The following is a 17,392-nucleotide window of genomic DNA, read 5'->3' as shown; positions in this document are numbered from 1 at the left end:
TCGGCCCGCTGTGAATAGAATCGGTGGCGATTCGCCTGCCAGTGGACAGCCTCAGCCAGGTTCAAACTCCCGTTAACAGGGCCGTGCAGGCCCGCCATCGCCCGGTCAACGAAAGCTGTCAGGCCACAGACTGCTTTTCACATCTTTCCCGCACCAGAATATCCGGTACAATCATGGCCCTTTTTGACGTTATGGACCCAACGGCATGCTGGCTTTATTGATTCAATGGTACAAACGCCGTTTTAGCGATCCGCAGGCGATTGGCCTGCTGGTAATTCTGCTGGCGGGATTCTGCATTCTTTTCTTTCTGAGTGGGTTGCTGGCGCCCTTGCTGGTGGCGCTGGTTCTCGCTTACCTGCTTGAATGGCCGACGGTACGGCTGCAACGCATTGGCTGTACGCGGAGCTGGGCGACCAGCATCGTGTTGGTGCTGTTTGCCGGGATTCTGCTGGTTCTGGTCTTGATTGTCGCCCCCGTCGCCTGGCAGCAGGGCATCAACCTGACGCGGGATCTGCCCAACATGCTGAACAAGCTCTATCTGTATGCGGCGGGTTTACCCCGACGTTTCCCCGCCCTGGTCGATGCGGGCATCATTGACGTCATCGTTGAAAACCTGCGCGGTCGTCTTAGCGGGGTAGGCGATTCGCTGGTGAAATATTCCCTGGCCTCGCTGGTAGGCTTGATGACCCTGATGATTTATCTCGTGCTGGTGCCGCTCATGGTGTTCTTCCTGCTGAAGGACAAAGAGCAGATGCTGAACGCCGTTCGGCGCGTGCTGCCGCGCAATCGCGGGCTGGCAGGGGAAGTGTGGCAGGAGATGAATCAGCAAATTACTAATTACATTCGCGGCAAGGTGCTGGAAATGGTGGTGGTCGGGATCGCCAGCTGGCTGGCTTTCATGTTCCTCGGCCTTAACTACTCGCTTTTGCTGGCCGTATTAGTGGGGGTTTCGGTTCTGATCCCCTATATCGGCGCGATGCTGGTCACCATTCCGGTTATTGGCGTAGGGTTGTTTCAGTGGGGGCTTGATAGCGAGTTCTGGACCCTGTTAACCGTCTATCTGGTGATTCAGGCACTGGACGGCAATGTGCTGGTGCCGATTTTGTTCTCAGAAGCGGTCAATCTGCATCCGCTGGTGATCATCTTGTCAGTGGTGATCTTTGGCGGAATGTGGGGATTCTGGGGCGTGTTTTTTGCGATTCCGCTCGCCACCCTGGTCAAGGCGGTGGTGCACGCGTGGCCTGAAGCCCCGCTGGATGAAACGCTGAGTCGCTAAACGTTCAGGGCGCGGACGATGCCGCGCCCTGAAGACATCAGGCTGACTTGAGGTAGTCCATCACGATGTCGTGGTGGTTTGACGTTTTGAAATCGTCGAACACCTTTTCGATTTTGCCATTCGCATCCACCAGGAAACTGATGCGATGAATGCCGTCGTAGGTTTTCCCCATAAAGGTTTTTTCACCCCAGACGCCAAACTGCTCGCAAACCTGATGCTCCTGGTCCGACAGCAGCGTGAAGTTAAGCAGCTCTTTTTCTGCAAAACGTGACAGCTTTTCGGGTTTATCCGTGCTGATCCCCAGCACCTCGACGCCAGCTTTTTTCAGTTCATCCATGTTGTCACGCAGACCGCATGCCTGCACGGTACAACCCGGCGTCATGGCTTTTGGATAGAAATAGACCAGAACACGCTGCCCCTGGAAGTCGGCTAAATTTACTTGTTCGCCATCCTGATCGGGCAAGCTAAATTTCGGTGCGGTATCACCGGCTTTCAGTGGATTCATCACATCTCTCCATTTTGAGTTCATGCTGTGGTTAATACACCAAGAGGCGAGAAACTGCCAAATGGAAAATTATCTGTTTCAGACGTATTCCTCACCTGACTGCACTTTTAACGTAGCAGAACAGTCACGGGGGCGCTCGTCTTTACCTGCCGGGTGCGGCCAGTTCACGATTATCGGCATCGCTCAGGCTGTAGAGACGCAACGAACCCTGCGCGTTAAGCTCCTGGCATAATTCATTAAAGGCCTGTTCAAAGGCCGGACCATCGCTCCGCGTCGGGCTGTGCGCCGTCATCTGAATATAGAGCGTAGCGGGCCTGTCGTGCTGGGCTGGCTGAATGCGTGACACCAGTTCAGCGATGTTCATCAGGTGCTTGTCCGTTAAATCCGTAAAGCGCTCAATAATATGCGGTGAGTCAGCGACTTCGACCTGAATAAACGCCGTATCCGGCATCGGAGGGCGGGCGGTCGCATGGGTGCGTTTCATCACGATGAGCAGCTCCAGCTCTGCGCCTTTAAGCGGCAGCGTTGACTCAATCAGCGTAATGGCGTTCCAGCTACCGGACAGCAGCATAATGAACGTGAATTCATCCCCAAGCATGGCAAGGCGACTGTCTTCGATGTTGCAACCGCAACTGCTGACGTGACGGGTAATCGTATTGACGATACCCGGGCGGTCAACACCCAGTGCGGTGATCACCAAGTGGTGGGGTTGAGATTGCTGCAAAATAGGATTCCCTGTGCATTTGCTAATAACCATAAGGTAAACATAAAAAAAACTGCTGACAAGCGCGGGAATAGCGGAGCTTGCTTGCTTTTCCCTAAGTGTAAAACGTACCATGAAGCACTTGTTTGTCGAGGGGATCGCCAATGTTTACGGGAAGTATTGTTGCACTCGTTACGCCGATGGATGACAAAGGTAATGTCTGCCGTGCGAGTTTGAGAAAACTGATTGATTACCATGTCGCCAGCGGTACGGCGGCGATCGTTTCCGTCGGCACCACCGGCGAGTCTGCCACGCTGAGCCATGACGAACATGGTGATGTCGTGCTGCAAACCCTGGAACTGGCGGATGGGCGTATTCCCGTGATTGCCGGAACCGGTGCGAATGCCACCGCTGAAGGCATCTCTCTAACCAAACGCTTTGAAAATTCTGGCGTTATTGGCTGCCTCACCGTCACGCCTTACTATAACCGCCCCACGCAGGAAGGCCTGTTTCAGCACTTTAAAGCGATTGCCGACAGTACCAGCCTGCCACAAATGCTGTATAACGTACCTTCGCGCACCGGCTGTGATATGTTGCCGGAAACCGTTGCCCGCCTCGCCGAAATCAAAAATATTATCGGAATCAAAGAGGCAACGGGGAACTTATCCCGTGTCAGCCAGATCCAAGAGCTGGTTAATGATGAGTTCATCCTGGTGAGCGGCGACGATGCCAGCGCACTGGACTTTATGCAACTGGGCGGCAAAGGCGTCATTTCGGTGACGGCTAACATAGCAGCACGCGAAATGGCCGAGCTGTGCAGGCTCGCACAGCAGGGTAATTTCGTTGAAGCTCGCCGTCTCAATCAGCGTCTGATGCACCTGCACCAGACGCTTTTCTGTGAACCTAATCCAATCCCGGTTAAATGGGCGGCAAAACAGCTAGGATTAATCGCTAATGACACGCTGCGTCTGCCAATGACACCACTGACTGCGGTTGCACAGCCGAAAGTGGAGCAGGCGCTGGTGAAAGCGGGTTTGCGATAATTTAGGGAGTTTGAATGAATTACTCAGTAAAGCGGTCAACGATTGCAACAGTGGTGGGGCTTTCCACCCTGATGCTATTGTCGGCCTGTTCGAACGATCAGCGTTACAAACGCCAGGTCAGCGGTGATGAGTCCTACCTGCAGGCCAGTGGTCTGCGGGAGCTGAAGGCACCGTCGGGCATGATTCTGCCTGTCCAGAACGGGGAATACGATATTCCGCCTTCAACCAGCAAAGCACCGGTTGGCAAGCAGCTGGATATTCGTCCACCAGCCCAGCCTCTGGCTCTGATGAACGGCTCACGCGCCCAGTTCAGTAATAACACTGGTGTGCTGATGTTTGATAACAGCCGCGGATCGATTTGGTCGCAGGTTGTGGGTGTCGTCCAGTCTAATAACTTCCCGATCGCTTCCCGTAATGACGCCGGACAACAGCTGACCACCGACTGGGTACAGTGGAACCGTGCAGACGAAGATAAGCAGTACCGTGGTCGTTACCAAATCAGCGTTCAGTCGCAGAGTTATCAGCAGGTCCTGACCGTCCGTCTGCTGGAGCTGCAGCAGGAAGGCAACAGCGTGACCTCGCCAGTGCAGATTCAGCGTTATACCGCGCAGATGCTGAACGACATCGCCGCAGGAATGGACAAAATCGCCACCGCGAATGAAAACGCTGCCGCCGGCCGCGTCAGCGGTGCGATTGATGTGCAAAGCGGTGCCGACGACACCGGCCTGCCTATGCTGGTGTTACGCACGCCGTTCAATGTTGCCTGGCAGCGTCTGCCTGCGGCCATGAGCCGTGTAGGAATGGACGTTACCGACAGCACGCGCTCAACCGGCAGCATGAAAGTGACCTACAAAGCGCCGGGCAGCAGCACCTGGGACAGCGTGGGCGCCAAAGATCCTGAGTTGCCAAACGGCGATTACAAGGTTCAGGTTGGCGACCTCGACAACCGTACCAGTCTGCAATTTATTGATCCTAAAGGCCATGTGCTGACGCAGGCGCAAAACGACGCGCTCGTGGCAGTGTTCCAGGCCGCAATGAACAAATAAAAAATTACCCCAGGCCGGAGATTCTCCGGCCTTTTTATTTCGTTTTTTGGCATAATAGCGCGAGACGAGGTAATCGATTGCGTCACGGCAATCAACGCAAAATGCCTGCCTCAGAACCGGATCTTTCATGTTTGGAGTTAAATAAGATGCAAAAGCGAGCTGAGTTGTATCGCGGTAAAGCGAAAACCGTATACAGCACCGATAACCCGGATCTGCTGATACTTGAATTCCGCAACGATACATCAGCAGGCGACGGCGCCCGCATTGAGCAGTTTGATCGCAAGGGCATGGTGAATAACAAGTTCAACCATTTCATCATGACGAAGCTGCAGGAAGCGGGCATCCCGACACAGATGGAAGCCCTGCTGTCAGATAACGAAGCGCTGGTGAAAAAGCTGGACATGGTCCCGGTCGAGTGCGTAATCCGTAACCGTGCGGCCGGTTCGCTGGTGAAGCGTCTTGGCGTCGAAGAAGGGATTGTGCTGAACCCGCCGCTGTTCGACCTGTTCCTGAAGGACGATGCTAAACACGATCCGATGGTTAACGAATCTTACTGCGAAACCTTTGGTTGGGTCAGCAAAGAGAATCTGGCCCGTATGCGTGAGCTGACCTATAAAGCCAACGACGTACTGAGCAATCTGTTTGATAAGGCAGGTTTGATTCTGGTGGACTTCAAGCTGGAGTTTGGCCTGTTCAACGGCGAAGTGGTACTGGGGGACGAATTCTCACCCGATGGTGCGCGCCTGTGGGACAAAGAAACCCTGGATAAAATGGACAAAGACCGTTTCCGTCAGAGCCTGGGTGGCCTGATTGAAGCCTATGAAGCGGTAGCCCGTCGCCTGGGCGTCAAACTTGACTGAGTAACGCTCAGCAGGTCACGAAAAGGAGAGCGCAGGCTCTCCTTTTTCATTTTGGTGTAAAGCTGGTGATTGCGCCGTCACGCATCTAAAATCATGCCATCTGAGTTAATACGCCACAGGGAGCAAAAACCATGCGCTGGCAAGGACGTCGCGAAAGCGACAATGTCGAAGATCGCCGTAATCAGTCATCCGGTAACCGGGGAGGACGCATTCCTCTGCCACGCGGCAAGGCGGGCATTATCATGCTGATTCTGGTCGCGGTGGCGGGTTATTACGGTTATGACCTGACCCCGTTGCTGACCGGGGGCGAGGTGACATCGGGCAACCAACAGCAGCAGCGCACCGCCAACCCGAATCAGGATGAGGCGGCAAAGTTTACGTCGGTCATGCTGGCGACAACCGAAGACACCTGGGACAAGTTGTTCAAACAGATGAACAAACAGTATACGCCGCCGAAGCTGGTGATGTATCGCGGCGCTACGCGCACCGGCTGCGGCACCGGACAGTCTGTTATGGGGCCCTTTTACTGCCCGGCAGACCAGACTGTTTATATCGATCTGTCATTCTATGACGAAATGAAAAACAAGCTTGGGGCAGGCGGCGATTTTGCCCAGGGCTATGTCATTGCGCATGAAGTCGGCCACCATGTGCAGAAGTTGCTGGGCATTGAACCCCGGGTACGTCAGATGCAGCAGGGGGCCAGCCAGACTCAGATTAATCAACTGTCCGTGAAAATGGAGCTTCAGGCCGACTGCTTTGCGGGCGTCTGGGGCCACTATATGGAACAGGAAAAAATCCTCGAAGTGGGGGATTTACAGGAAGCGTTAAACGCAGCCGAAGCCATTGGTGACGATCGTCTGCAGCAGAAAACCCAGGGCCGGGTTGTGCCGGACAGCTTTACGCATGGTACGTCCGCGCAGCGGTATACCTGGTTCAAACGCGGATTCGACAGCGGTAACCCTGGCCAGTGCGACACCTTTGCTCTTAAAGGATGAACCTGAAAGCAGCGACCTGTGCCATGCAGGCCGCCGGTATACGGCGGCTGGCCGTGATCGGCGGCGAAGCCGACTGGTGCCGGGACACCGCGCTCTCATGGAGCCAGACGCTGGAAGGCGACTGGCTGTGGCTGAGCGATAACCCACCGGAAACCGGCACGCACTGCGCCCCGACCGCATTTCGTACGCTGCTGGGGCGTGAATTCCATCATGCCGTGTTTGATGCCCGCCAGGGGTTCCATGCCGAGGCGCTGGCGGCGCTGGCCGGAACGCTGACGGCCGGTAGCTGGCTGCTTCTGTTAGTGCCCCCCTGGGCGCGCTGGGCGCAGCAGCCCGATGCGGACAGCCTGCGCTGGGCTGATGTCAGCGAGCCGATTGCCACGCCCCATTTTGTCCATCACCTGCAACGCCTGACGGAAGACGATCAGCAGGCGCTGTTGCATCAGCAGCCGCAGCCGCTCGCGCTGCCCAACTGGTCGTCTCGGCCGGCCTGGCACTGTCAGGCCGCGAGTCAGCAGCAAAGCATTCTGCAAGAGCTGACGCATTTTTCTGCTGGCGTGGCGGTCATCACCGCCGCGCGCGGCAGAGGCAAATCGGCGCTCGCAGGCATGCTGGCGCGACAGAATACGCGCTGCCTGGTAACCGCACCGGCAAAAATTACCACCACAGTGTTAGCCTCTTTCGCCGGAGAACATTATCGGTTTATGGCACCGGATGCGATTCTGGCGCTGCCCGACCAGCCCGAGTTTGACTGGCTCATCGTGGATGAAGCCGCGGCCATTCCCGCTCCGCTGCTCCATGCGCTGGTAGCACGTTTCCCGCGCGTGTTGCTGGTAACGACCATTCAGGGTTACGAAGGCAGCGGCCGTGGCTTTATGCTCAAGTTCTGCGCTGAGCTGCAGCAGGTGCGCTACTTTACGCTGGACGAACCGTTACGCTGGGCTCGCCACGATCCCCTGGAACACTGGCTCAACCGGGTTCTGCTGTTTGAGGATGCCGCTGAAACCCCGTCCCTGGAGGAGCGTGCGCCCCGGCGAGCAGATGCGTCTGATTTCGCCGCCCAGCAGGCGGCTTACCAACTGCTGACCAGTGCGCATTACCGCACCTCACCGCTGGATCTGCGTCGCCTGTTGGATGCGCCAGGCATGCATCTGTGGCTGGCGGGCGAGGTTCCGGCGCTACAGGGCGCGCTATGGTTGGTAGAAGAGGGCGGGCTGACGGATGAACTGGCGCAAGCGGTATGGGCGGGCCACAGGCGGCCTCGCGGTAATCTGGTGGCGCAGTCGCTGGCCGCGCACGCCGGGCTGACGGAAGCCGCCACGCTGCGCGCCTTGCGAATTAGCCGGATTGCCATTGCCGCACCTGCGCGCCGCCGGGGAATCGGCCAGCAACTGGTGGCCGCCGCCTGCGCGGATGCCGCCGGATATGATTACCTCTCGGTCAGCTTTGGCTACACTGAACCTCTCTGGGCTTTCTGGCAAGCCTGTGGCTTTACGCTGGCGCGAATTGGCAGTCAGCGAGAAGCCAGCAGCGGTTGTTATGCGGCGATGGCCGTGCTGGGGCTGACGACGGCCGGCAAAGCGCTGCAGCAGAAGGCGGAGGGAAGCCTGGCCCGTGACTGGCCGCTGCTCAGACCGCACATTCCGCTGGACCTGCCGCTACCGGCAGCCTGTGACCACGCGTTTACCCGGCGCGATGCCTGGCTGGCCGCCGGTTTTGCCTGGGCGCAACGCCCGCTGGAAGCAAGCCTGGCGGTACTTCAGCGGCTGGTTGGCATCAGCCAGCAGCCTTTGCCGCTCCTGCGACAGGCGGTGAACGCTGACACCAGCCTGGCTGAACTGGCTCAGTCTGCCCGGCTCAACGGACGCAAGATGCTGATTACGGCCTTACGCGCTGAAGCCGCCGCTGCGCTACTGGCGTTACCCGGCAGAGAAGGCGAAGCGTTGCGTGAGCAATTGCAATAAATCCACCAAGACATTCAAATATTCCCACTATCATCCTGCGCCCGGGGGCGTAGAGTAGTCGCAGGAGGTCGATATGACACTGAAATATGTAATTGTTCAGCAGCCCACTCAGGCTGCCCAGCTGTTTCTGCTTTATCATGCCGTGGGGGACAATCCCGACGCGATGGGCCAAATTGGCAGCTGGTTTGCTAAAACGTTTCCGGCGGCGCTGGTGGTGTCGGTGGGATCGCCGGGGCCGGGCGGTCAATGGTTTAACGAAGCCGGCCTGCATGATAAAAGCGAGCAGGCCTGTGTAGACAGCAGCATGCCGCAGTTTGTCGAGTCGGTGCGTCACTGGCAGCAGAAAAGCGGGGTGCGTCCCGAAGCCACGGCACTGGTGGGGTTTTCACAGGGGGCCAGCATGGTGCTGGAAGGCATCAAAGCCCACGACGATCTGGCTGGCCGGGCGGTTGCCTTTAGCGGTCGCTTTGTGACGCTACCGGAAAAGGCCAGCACGCGGACTACCGTGCATCTGATCCATGGTGATTATGATGACCATATCCCGCTGATGCAGGCGCAACAGGCGGAACAGCGTTTAACCGCGCTAGGCGGTGATGTCACGCTGAATATCGTAGAGGATTTGGCGCATGCCATCGATCAGCGCAGCATGGATTTTGCGCTGCATCATTTGCAGTATACCGTGCCGAAACGTTACTTCGATGAAGCCTCAGGCGGGGCAAAACCTGGCGATGACGATGTCATTATGATGATGTAACCGCGCGCCCTCGCGATGGCGGGGGCGCATGACCGTTATTTTTTCTTCGGCCAGTTGTCGTCCTCGTCCCACTTGTCGTTGAAATCACGATGAGGCGGGAGATCGGGTTTGTTATCCATAAATTTTTTATGATCGATGCGTTTCAGATCTTTATAGACGTTCATTAACACGCCCACCATCAGCAGGATCACCAGGATCCACCAGTAATCTTTAATAAACTCCATAGGCCCGCTCCTTCCCTCGCTGTCAGGCGATCAATTGTTCCATGATGCGTTGATACATCCGACTCAGCATTTGTAAGTCTGATGCTTTCACGCATTCGTTAATTTTGTGAATCGTGGCATTCACCGGACCCAGTTCCACCACCTGCGAGCCCATACGAGCGATAAAACGTCCGTCAGAGGTTCCACCAGAAGTCTGCAACTGCGGCTTAATTTCATTATAGTGCGTAACGGCGTTGACCACGGCATCAACCAGCTTGCCGCGTGAGGTCAGGAATGGCTGGCCGGAAAGCTTCCACTCAATGGTGTAACGCAACTGATGGCGGTCCAGCAGTTCTGCGACACGCTGCTGAATCAGGGTATCGGTGAGTTCCGTACTGAAACGGAAGTTGAACTGCACAAACAGCTCGCCGGGGATGACGTTGTTACTGCCGGTTCCCGCCTGAATGTTGGCGATCTGCATGCTGGTGGCCGGGAAAAAGGCGTTACCCTGATCCCATTCCGTGGCGACCAGCTCGTTAAGCGCCGGCAGAGCACGGTGCACGGGATTATCCGCCAGTTGCGGATAGGCTACATGGCCCTGTACGCCATGCACGGTCAGGTTCGCGGTGATGGAGCCACGACGACCATTTTTCACGACGTCACCCACGACTTCGTTGCTGGAAGGTTCTCCGACCAGGCAATAATCCAGACGCTCGTTACGCGCCATGAGGCGCTCAACCACTTTTACCGTTCCGTTCGCGCCGCTGGCTTCTTCGTCAGACGTAATTAAAAAGGCCAGACGCCCCTTGTGATGAGGATGAACGGCGACAAACCGCTCGGCGGCAACAACCATGGCGGCCAGCGATCCTTTCATATCTGCTGCACCTCGCCCAAACAGCATGCCGTCGCGGATGGTGGGTTCAAACGGGGGATTAATCCAGCGGCTGGCATCGCCCGGGGGAACAATATCGGTGTGGCCGGCAAACGCCAGGGTTTCGCCTTCGCCGCGCGTGGCCCAGAAATTCAGCGTGTCGTTGATGTTCATGGTTTCGATGTGGAAACCTATCGCTTCCAGGCGTGCGATCAGCAGCGCCTGACATCCGGCGTCATCGGGGCTGAGAGAAGGGCGACGAATAAGCTGCTGCGTCAGCTCAATGACCGGACAAAACATATTATGACTTCTCCTGAAGACGATTCTGGTAAAGAGATTCGCTGAAGCCCAGCAGCAGCGAGCCGTCGGGTGCGCGCAGGACAGGGCGCTTGATGATAGCAGGCTGGGCCAGCATCAGCGCTTTTGCACTGGCGGCATCGGTGACGGCCTCGCGCTCTGCCTCGGGTAGCTTACGCCAGGTCGTGCCGCGCGTGTTGAGCAGATCCTGATAGCCCAGTACGTCGATAAACTGCTGCAGCTGGTCACCGGTCAGGCCGTCAGCACGATAATCATGGAAGCGATAGTCCACGCCCGCCGCCTCTAAACAGCGACGTGCTTTTTTAATCGTGTCGCAATTTTTAATCCCAAACATGACCCACTGCGCGCTCATCGCCTGCTCCTGTCATTAAAATTAGCTCTGGAGTTTACCATAGTGTGATCTGATGCAGCATCCGCCCGATCGCGCCTGTATCGAAAAATACCCTGCACAGAGGCGTTTCCCGTCGGGGGTAAACGGTTTCAGTTTTGCCTCTAATGATTTCGCGGTTTATCATTTCGGAATTAAGAATTTCCTTAATTGTGATTTTTAGGCTACGTCCTGGTCAAAACCGCATTAAAACCTGTCAGCTTAGGCCCTTGCTGAAGTGTGCGTCAGCCAGCAAATCAGAAAATACTCAGCTTTTTGTCGCCTTTGCCGATAGTAATGACAGGTGTAAACGTATTCACCAGGCGAAAAAAAAGGCGTAATATTGCCACTACAATAAGAGAGGGTTCTATGATTGACACCGAAATGGGGAACTGGAAAGAATTCATCGAAGCGATGTTACGCAACAAGTAACACGTGAGGAGAAAAGCAGGGCACTTTCCCCTCTGCTGTAATTCTGACCACACACACGAATAAAACGGCCGCTGCGAACAGAGGCCGTTTTTTTTGCCTGATTGAGGCGCCGTCAGGAAAGCGGGTTAATCAGTCCCGATGCTTCTCTTTCAGGGGAAAGCGGCGACGCACCAGCACAAAGAACAGCGGCACAAACAGAATGGCCAGAATCGTGGCAGAAATCATCCCGCCCATCACGCCCGTTCCCACAGAATGCTGACTGCCGGAGCCTGCGCCGCTGCTGATCGCCATCGGCAGCACACCGAAGATAAAGGCCAGCGACGTCATCAGGATCGGCCGCAGGCGCTGGCGTGACGCCGCCAGCGTCGATTCAATCAGTTCACCTCCCTTACTGTTAAGCTCGTTAGCAAACTCGACAATCAGGATGGCGTTCTTGGCCGAAAGCCCGACCACGGTCAGCAAGCCCACCTGGAAATAGACGTCGTTCTCCAGCCCGCGCGTCCAGGTGGCAATCAGCGCACCGATCACGCCAAGCGGGACGACCAGCATGACAGAGAACGGGATCGACCAGCTTTCATACAGAGCTGCCAGGCAGAGGAAGACAACCAGCAGTGAAACCACGTACAGCGCGGGTGCCTGAGAGCCCGATAACCGCTCCTGATAGGATGCTCCCGTCCACTGGAAACCCACGCCAAGCGGCAGGGATTCGACCAGTTTCTCCATTTCATTCATCGCTGTACCGCTACTCACGCCCTCTGCGGCTTCCCCCACGATTTCCAGGGAGGAGTAGCCGTTATAGCGTTCCAGACGCGGTGAACCGGTTTGCCAGCGGCTGGTGGCAAATGCCGAGAAGGGCACCATGGTGCCACTGCTGTTACGCACGTACCATTTATCGACATCGCCGGGCAGCATGCGGTAGGGCGCATCAGCCTGCACATACACTTTTTTTACCCGTCCACGATCCAGAAAGTCGTTCACGTAGCTTGAGCCCCAGGCAGTGGCTAGCGTGTCGTTAATGGTATCCAGTGATACGCCCAGCGCCTGGGCTTTGCGCTCATCGATATCAATTTGCAACTGCGGGCTGTCATCAAGGCCGTTATGACGGACACGGGACAGGAGCTTATCTTTGCTGGCCTTGTCGAGCAGCATGTCGCGCATCGCCATGAGCTTGTCATGCCCGATGCCGCCATGATCCTGTATTTCCAGGTCAAAGCCCGATGAGCTGCCCAGACCGGTAATCGCCGGCGGACTGCTCGCAATGACCGTGGCCTCATTGATGTGTTTGAACGCTTTTCCGGCGCGCTTAATGATGGCGAACGACGTGCGATCGGCCCCGGGTCTGTCACCCCAGTCTTTCAAACGAATAAACAGACGCGCGACGTTCTGCCCGTTCCCGCCGGGGCCGGAACCGATCGTTGAGAAGACCGACAGCACGTTATCTTTCTCTTTCGTCAGGTAGTACTTTTCCACTTTTGCCACTACCGCCGAGGTCTGATTCATGCTGGAACCGGCGGGAAGCTGGACCTGGGTCAAAATCATGCCCCGATCTTCCTGGGGCAGAAAAGACGAAGGCAGATGAAGAAACAGGAACGCCATGATGCCAATAATCCCCACATACAACAGCAGCCAGCGGCCGCCCGTGCGCAGAATGTGGGCGACACCACGCTGATAGCGGTCGGCGTTGCGGTTGAAATGGTGGTTAAACCAGCGAAAGAAGCCGCGCTCGCCGTGATGTTCCCCTTTGGCGATGGGCTTAAGCAGCGTGGCACACAGGGCGGGTGTCAGGATCATCGCGACCAACACCGACAGGATCATGGCGGAGACAATAGTCACCGAAAACTGGCGGTAGATTGCCCCGACGGTGCCACCAAAAAAGGCCATAGGAATAAATACAGCGGAGAGTACCAGCGCAATTCCGACCAGTGCCCCCTGGATTTGCCCCATCGATTTGCGGGTGGCAGCGCGCGGCGAGATCCCTTCCTCGCTCATGATACGTTCAACGTTCTCCACGACCACAATCGCATCGTCCACGAGCAGGCCTATCGCCAGCACCATAGCGAACATGGTCAGGGTGTTGATGCTGTAGCCGAAGGCAAAGATCACACAAAAGGTGCCAAGCAGCACGACGGGCACCGCGATGGTAGGGATTAACGTGGCCCGGAAGTTCTGCATAAACAGATACATCACGCCAAATACCAGCAGAATAGCTTCCAGCAGGGTTTTGACCACGTCGGTGATAGAGGCTTTAACAAAGGGCGTGGTTTCATACGCGATTTTCGCTTCCAGCCCGTGCGGAAAATAGTGTGATAATTCATCCAGCCGCGCCCGCACCAGTTTATCGGTGTTCATCTCGTTGGCACCGGAGGCCAGTTTTATGCCCAGGCCGGAGGCGGACTGGCCATTATAGCGGCTGAGGGAATCGTATTTTTCAGCGCCGAGCGCCACCGTTGCGACATCACCTAGCGTCACCACGGAGCCATCGGGATTATTCTTCAGGGTAATCGCTTTAAACTGGTCGGGGGTTTGCAGCATCGCCTGCGCGTTCACCGTGGCGTTCAGCGCCTGATTATTGACGGCCGGTAGCCCGCCCACCTGGCCCACTGCAACCTGGGTATTCTGGGATTTGATCGCATTGACCACATCATCGGTGGTCAGGGCATAGGCGGTTAGCTTGTAGGGATCGAGCCAGATGCGCATAGCATATTGCGTACCGTAGGCATCCACTTCACCCACCCCATCAATACGGCTTAAGGGCTCCTGAATATTACTGGCGACATAATCAGCAATATCTTGTTTGTTCATGCTGCCGTCAGTTGAGACAAACGCCACCATCAAAATGTTACTGTCGCCGGTTTTATTGACGGTCACCCCTTGTGACTGCACCGGTTGAGGTAACTGGCGCAGGGCCGACTGCAACTGATTCTGAACCTGCTGACGGGCTTCATCAGGATTGGTACCCGCGGTAAAGGTGAGGGTGATTTGCGCCTGGCCGGTATTACTGCTGTTGGAGGACATATACATCAGGTTATCGATACCGGTCATGTTCTGTTCGATAACCTGAGTGACGGTATTTTCCAGCGTTTGCGCTGAGGCGCCGGGATAAGTGGCGGTAATACGCACGTTGGGCGGGGCGAGATCGGGATATTGCTCAACAGGAAGTGAAATAATGGCGAGCGTGCCGCAAAGACACAATAAAATAGCCAAAACCCAGGCGAAAATTGGGCGGTCGATAAAGAAATTCGACATTGAACCGACACTCCTCACTGCTTTTATTATTAATATGAGCGATGCAGCGCGTGACGCACGGAAAAATCCACGCAAACCACGCACGGGTAGGACTCTACTTTACGTGCGAGGCGGGTTTGAAAAGTGGAGAAATTGTAGAGAATGTGTAAGTTTGCGCGTTTTTTATCAACTGTTTCGGCGCTCAATCCACATAATTGTTGCAGCAACGCGTGAACGTACATCAAGTTTGCGCAGGACATTACGAATGTGGACCTTCACCGTTTCTTCCGAGATATGAAGTGCATGAGCCACGTCTTTATTAGACAAGCCCCGCGCCACTTCCTGCATCACGCCGCGTTCGCGTTCGGTCAGCAAGCGGAAGGGATCGTCACTGTTATGTCGCATGGACAGAGCGTGCCTTACCGCATCGCTAAACACCGTCTCACCCTGTAGGGCCTGCATGATCTGGCGCAACAAGATTTCGGGTTCGCTGTCTTTGAGTAAATAGCCGTCCGCTCCTGCATCCACCAGGGCGTAAATGTCGCTGCGCGCGTCAGAGACCGTCAGCACCAGAATACGTGAGCTGATGCCTTCATGACGAAGCGCTTTTAACGTATCCAGCCCTGACATCCCTTTCATGTTGAGATCGAGCAGGATGATATCCGGTGTCAGACGGCGGGCTTCCGCCAGCGCTTCAGTCCCGTTACTGGCTTCAGCGATGACCTGCAACTGCGGCTCCAGCGCCAGTAGCTGGCGGATGCCCCGGCGCATAAGGGGATGATCGTCCACGATCATAATGGTTAAAGCAGGTTGTGCCATGTTAGCTCCCTGTGCACTGGATGTCAGACGGCGGTACGGGCAGTACGAACGATCGGCTTTCCAGACCGTTCCAGAATGGTGATGCGCAGAATGTTGATTGTAATGGTTAATTCTGCCTTCAGGTGTTGATCTGCCACATCTTGTATGATCTCAGGATGTTATTAAAATACACAATGGCGGGCAACAGCACTACTCACGCGGCAGCGCCGGACGCGATGGAAAACGCAGTGTGACACGTGTTCCGCGTGGCTGTGCCGTAATCTGTAAGGATCCGGCTAGCCGTTCAGCCCGCTCCGTCATGGTCGTCAGCCCGTAATGCCCCTGCGGTTCCTCTGTCGTGCCGATCCCAATACCATCATCCGTCACGCTCAGTATATGTTCGCCTTCATCTGTGTGCTGATAGTCGAGGGTAATCATCTGTGCATTTGCATGGCGAATGGCGTTAAGCAGCGCCTCGCGGGCAATCTGGAGTACGTGTACCTGCTGTTGAGCATCCAGCGCCTCAAGCCCTGGCTGGCAGGTGAAATGGATGTCGGCCTCAGACTGCTTCTGCAAGGGGGCGATCATTGCGTGCAGTGCGGCCATCAGATCGGATTTTTCAATCGTTAAACGGAAGGTGGCAAGCAACTCACGGAGCTGACGGTAAGCTTCGGCCAGCGCAAGATCGAATTCGGCAATAATGTCATGTGCTGCCCTATCGCGCGCATCGACAGTGCGCCGCAGCAGCGTCAGTTGAATACGCAGGTAGGTCAGTGCCTGAGCCAGCGAATCATGCAGCTCGCGTGCAATGGTGGCGCGCTCTTCAATTAATAGCATCTGCTGCTGCTGTTTTTGGGTCTGCCAGATCCAGACTGACCGGGCCAGCATTGCCGCCAGGCTCTGCATTAATGCTACAGGCGGCGTCGTAACGGTCGTTTGCCAGTGCAGGGTGCCAATAGGGTGATCGCCCTGCTGCAAGGGTAACTGATGCCAGGCCTGAGAAGGGGCGATTTGCCCGGACTCAAAGGTAAACTGCTCGCCTTCCAGGCGGATAAACGCAAGCTTTTCTCTGGCAAGCACGCTGGCCAACACGCTGTTGAACAGAGCCGGATGCAGGGGGCCGCGCGCTAAAATCTGAGAGCTCTGATAGAGCAGCGAAAGCGTGCGGTTTGCCTGGGTCAGATCCCGGGTTTTATCGCGGACCCGCTGCTCCAGGAGCTGATAGTGCGCGTGCAACTGGGCGGCCATGCTGCTGAAGGTGTGTGACAGCACCTTAAGTTCATTCTGCTGCTGGACGTGCAGAGGCGGGAACGCAAAATTGCCCTTTTCCACATAACGACTGGCGGTGACCAGCGCGTTCAGCGGCTTAACGACCTGCTGACGGGTAAAGCGTATCGTCATCAACGCCAGCGCCACGATCGCCACCAGGCCCGTCAGGCTACTGATCGCCACCACCCGCATTTTCAGTTCAGCATAACGCTGCAGTTCCAGGACAAAGCGGTCAATTTCCCCCACGTAGACGGGCATTTGAAGCTGCCAGGCTTCTGCTGCATCGGCATCAAGATGCTGAGCTAACTCCGGCCAGCCCGCGCGCAAACGTTGATAGTGGTTAATAACTTTATGTGGCACCCAGGGGCGGTCGAGGCCTTGTAAAACGGGGGCATCAAGGGTGTGCTGGAACTGCGCAAGATGCGCTACCAGCAGGCGAGGCTCCAGCCTGGCATCCCAGGCCAGCCGGTAACTCTGCATCCGTAGCGAACCGGCCAGATTAATGGCTTCCGCGTCACGCAGGCTGCTGGAAAGGGTGAGCAGAGCCAGACCGGTTGTCAGCAAAGCCAGCAACACAATCAGCGTTAAAGACTGCGCAATACTTCGGGTAACAGAGCGTTTAACAATCACAGCAAATAACCCCTTCAGTAACAGGGAAGGATAAATGAGGTGGCAGAGGACGCCAGGCGACCTGTCATGAAATAGCCCGAAATGAGACCGTTCAGCAGCTTTACTCACCCGGATTGACGTTTCCCAGGAATCC

The 17,392-nt window shown here is 56.1% G+C and carries 16 protein-coding genes; 8 read left to right on the top strand and 8 right to left on the bottom strand.

Features of this window, described 5'->3' with window-relative positions; genetic code table 11:
• Positions 1-205: 205 nt before the first annotated feature.
• Positions 206-1,276: an AI-2E family transporter gene (locus ACPXSQ_RS11005; RefSeq protein ID WP_013026686.1), complete on the top strand. Its 1,071-nt coding sequence runs from the start codon at positions 206-208 to the stop codon at positions 1,274-1,276.
• Between the two features lie 37 nt (positions 1,277-1,313).
• Here ACPXSQ_RS11005 and bcp read toward each other — a convergent pair whose 3' ends face one another.
• Both bcp and ACPXSQ_RS10995 read right to left on the bottom strand, forming a co-directional pair.
• Positions 1,314-1,781 (bottom strand): thioredoxin-dependent thiol peroxidase, encoded by a 468-nt coding sequence (bcp, locus tag ACPXSQ_RS11000; protein WP_014605294.1) that lies wholly within the window; start codon positions 1,779-1,781, stop codon positions 1,314-1,316.
• Between the two features lie 142 nt (positions 1,782-1,923).
• On the bottom strand, positions 1,924-2,505 hold the full coding sequence (locus tag ACPXSQ_RS10995; RefSeq protein WP_089517136.1) for a glycine cleavage system transcriptional repressor: 582 nt from the start codon (positions 2,503-2,505) through the stop codon (positions 1,924-1,926).
• 143 nt (positions 2,506-2,648) lie between these two features.
• On the opposite strand from ACPXSQ_RS10995, the gene dapA reads away from it, so the two are divergent.
• From dapA to ypfH, 6 genes are all read left to right on the top strand, one after another.
• On the top strand, positions 2,649-3,527 hold the full coding sequence (dapA, locus tag ACPXSQ_RS10990; protein ID WP_014594282.1) for a 4-hydroxy-tetrahydrodipicolinate synthase: 879 nt from the start codon (positions 2,649-2,651) through the stop codon (positions 3,525-3,527).
• A 14-nt stretch (positions 3,528-3,541) separates the two neighbouring features.
• Positions 3,542-4,573 (top strand): outer membrane protein assembly factor BamC, encoded by a 1,032-nt coding sequence (gene bamC / locus ACPXSQ_RS10985; protein ID WP_015699760.1) that lies wholly within the window; start codon positions 3,542-3,544, stop codon positions 4,571-4,573.
• Between the two features lie 146 nt (positions 4,574-4,719).
• Positions 4,720-5,433 carry a phosphoribosylaminoimidazolesuccinocarboxamide synthase gene (gene purC / locus ACPXSQ_RS10980; protein WP_014605296.1) on the top strand — a complete coding sequence of 238 codons (714 nt, stop codon included), beginning with the start codon at positions 4,720-4,722 and terminating at the stop codon, positions 5,431-5,433.
• Positions 5,434-5,564: 131 nt separating this feature from the next.
• Complete coding sequence (ypfJ, locus tag ACPXSQ_RS10975; protein WP_014594278.1) at positions 5,565-6,428, top strand: KPN_02809 family neutral zinc metallopeptidase; 864 nt, start codon at positions 5,565-5,567, stop codon at positions 6,426-6,428.
• Positions 6,425-8,392: a tRNA(Met) cytidine acetyltransferase TmcA gene (locus ACPXSQ_RS10970; protein ID WP_426143681.1), complete on the top strand. Its 1,968-nt coding sequence runs from the start codon at positions 6,425-6,427 to the stop codon at positions 8,390-8,392. Before ypfJ ends, ACPXSQ_RS10970 begins: the two co-directional genes overlap by 4 nt.
• Positions 8,393-8,465: 73 nt before the next feature.
• Positions 8,466-9,146, top strand: a complete 681-nt coding sequence (ypfH, locus tag ACPXSQ_RS10965) for an esterase (protein ID WP_014605298.1) — start codon at positions 8,466-8,468, stop codon at positions 9,144-9,146.
• Positions 9,147-9,181: 35 nt separating this feature from the next.
• On the opposite strand, the gene ACPXSQ_RS10960 is transcribed toward ypfH, so the two are convergent.
• Genes ACPXSQ_RS10960 through ACPXSQ_RS10950 form a run of 3 tightly spaced genes read right to left on the bottom strand, consistent with a single transcriptional unit; the run spans position 9,182 to position 10,890 of the window.
• Complete coding sequence (locus ACPXSQ_RS10960; protein ID WP_013026677.1) at positions 9,182-9,370, bottom strand: YpfN family protein; 189 nt, start codon at positions 9,368-9,370, stop codon at positions 9,182-9,184.
• A 22-nt stretch (positions 9,371-9,392) separates the two neighbouring features.
• Positions 9,393-10,520, bottom strand: coding sequence for a succinyl-diaminopimelate desuccinylase (gene dapE, locus ACPXSQ_RS10955; protein WP_013026676.1), 1,128 nt, complete (start codon positions 10,518-10,520; stop codon positions 9,393-9,395).
• A 1-nt stretch (position 10,521) separates the two neighbouring features.
• Positions 10,522-10,890 (bottom strand): ArsC family reductase, encoded by a 369-nt coding sequence (locus ACPXSQ_RS10950; RefSeq protein ID WP_014605300.1) that lies wholly within the window; start codon positions 10,888-10,890, stop codon positions 10,522-10,524.
• Positions 10,891-11,202: 312 nt separating this feature from the next.
• Between ACPXSQ_RS10950 and ypfM the strand changes: the two genes are divergently transcribed.
• The gene (gene ypfM, locus ACPXSQ_RS10945; RefSeq protein WP_022623485.1) at positions 11,203-11,337 is read left to right on the top strand and encodes a protein YpfM; all 135 of its coding nucleotides are present in this window, start codon (positions 11,203-11,205) and stop codon (positions 11,335-11,337) included.
• A gap of 129 nt (positions 11,338-11,466) precedes the next feature.
• Here ypfM and acrD read toward each other — a convergent pair whose 3' ends face one another.
• From acrD to narQ, 3 genes are all read right to left on the bottom strand, one after another.
• Positions 11,467-14,583: a multidrug efflux RND transporter permease AcrD gene (gene acrD, locus ACPXSQ_RS10940; protein ID WP_014594274.1), complete on the bottom strand. Its 3,117-nt coding sequence runs from the start codon at positions 14,581-14,583 to the stop codon at positions 11,467-11,469.
• Between the two features lie 165 nt (positions 14,584-14,748).
• Positions 14,749-15,381, bottom strand: coding sequence for a response regulator (locus ACPXSQ_RS10935; RefSeq protein ID WP_013026673.1), 633 nt, complete (start codon positions 15,379-15,381; stop codon positions 14,749-14,751).
• A gap of 189 nt (positions 15,382-15,570) precedes the next feature.
• A complete protein-coding gene (narQ, locus tag ACPXSQ_RS10930) occupies positions 15,571-17,259 on the bottom strand; it encodes a nitrate/nitrite two-component system sensor histidine kinase NarQ (RefSeq protein WP_426143678.1) in 1,689 nt (562 codons plus the stop codon).
• Positions 17,260-17,392 lie beyond the last annotated feature (133 nt).

Source organism: Pantoea sp. EEL5, from assembly GCF_049892805.1.
GTDB lineage: Bacteria > Pseudomonadota > Gammaproteobacteria > Enterobacterales > Enterobacteriaceae > Pantoea > Pantoea ananatis.
Note: the sequence above shows the minus strand (reverse complement) of the source record. Positions and strands in the feature narration are given on the sequence as shown.

Bases quoted from the DNA above. Each gene is read 5' to 3' on its own strand.
- ACPXSQ_RS11005 (WP_013026686.1), top strand. From the start codon at position 206: ATGCTGGCTTTATTGATTCAATGGTACAAACGCCGTTTTAGCGATCCG.
- bcp (WP_014605294.1), bottom strand. From the start codon at position 1,781: ATGAATCCACTGAAAGCCGGTGATACCGCACCGAAATTTAGCTTGCCC.
- dapA (WP_014594282.1), top strand. From the start codon at position 2,649: ATGTTTACGGGAAGTATTGTTGCACTCGTTACGCCGATGGATGACAAA.
- bamC (WP_015699760.1), top strand. From the start codon at position 3,542: ATGAATTACTCAGTAAAGCGGTCAACGATTGCAACAGTGGTGGGGCTT.
- purC (WP_014605296.1), top strand. From the start codon at position 4,720: ATGCAAAAGCGAGCTGAGTTGTATCGCGGTAAAGCGAAAACCGTATAC.
- ypfJ (WP_014594278.1), top strand. From the start codon at position 5,565: ATGCGCTGGCAAGGACGTCGCGAAAGCGACAATGTCGAAGATCGCCGT.
- ACPXSQ_RS10970 (WP_426143681.1), top strand. From the start codon at position 6,425: ATGAACCTGAAAGCAGCGACCTGTGCCATGCAGGCCGCCGGTATACGG.
- ypfH (WP_014605298.1), top strand. From the start codon at position 8,466: ATGACACTGAAATATGTAATTGTTCAGCAGCCCACTCAGGCTGCCCAG.
- ACPXSQ_RS10960 (WP_013026677.1), bottom strand. From the start codon at position 9,370: ATGGAGTTTATTAAAGATTACTGGTGGATCCTGGTGATCCTGCTGATG.
- dapE (WP_013026676.1), bottom strand. From the start codon at position 10,520: ATGTTTTGTCCGGTCATTGAGCTGACGCAGCAGCTTATTCGTCGCCCT.
- ACPXSQ_RS10950 (WP_014605300.1), bottom strand. From the start codon at position 10,890: ATGAGCGCGCAGTGGGTCATGTTTGGGATTAAAAATTGCGACACGATT.
- ypfM (WP_022623485.1), top strand. From the start codon at position 11,203: ATGACAGGTGTAAACGTATTCACCAGGCGAAAAAAAAGGCGTAATATT.
- acrD (WP_014594274.1), bottom strand. From the start codon at position 14,583: ATGTCGAATTTCTTTATCGACCGCCCAATTTTCGCCTGGGTTTTGGCT.
- ACPXSQ_RS10935 (WP_013026673.1), bottom strand. From the start codon at position 15,381: ATGGCACAACCTGCTTTAACCATTATGATCGTGGACGATCATCCCCTT.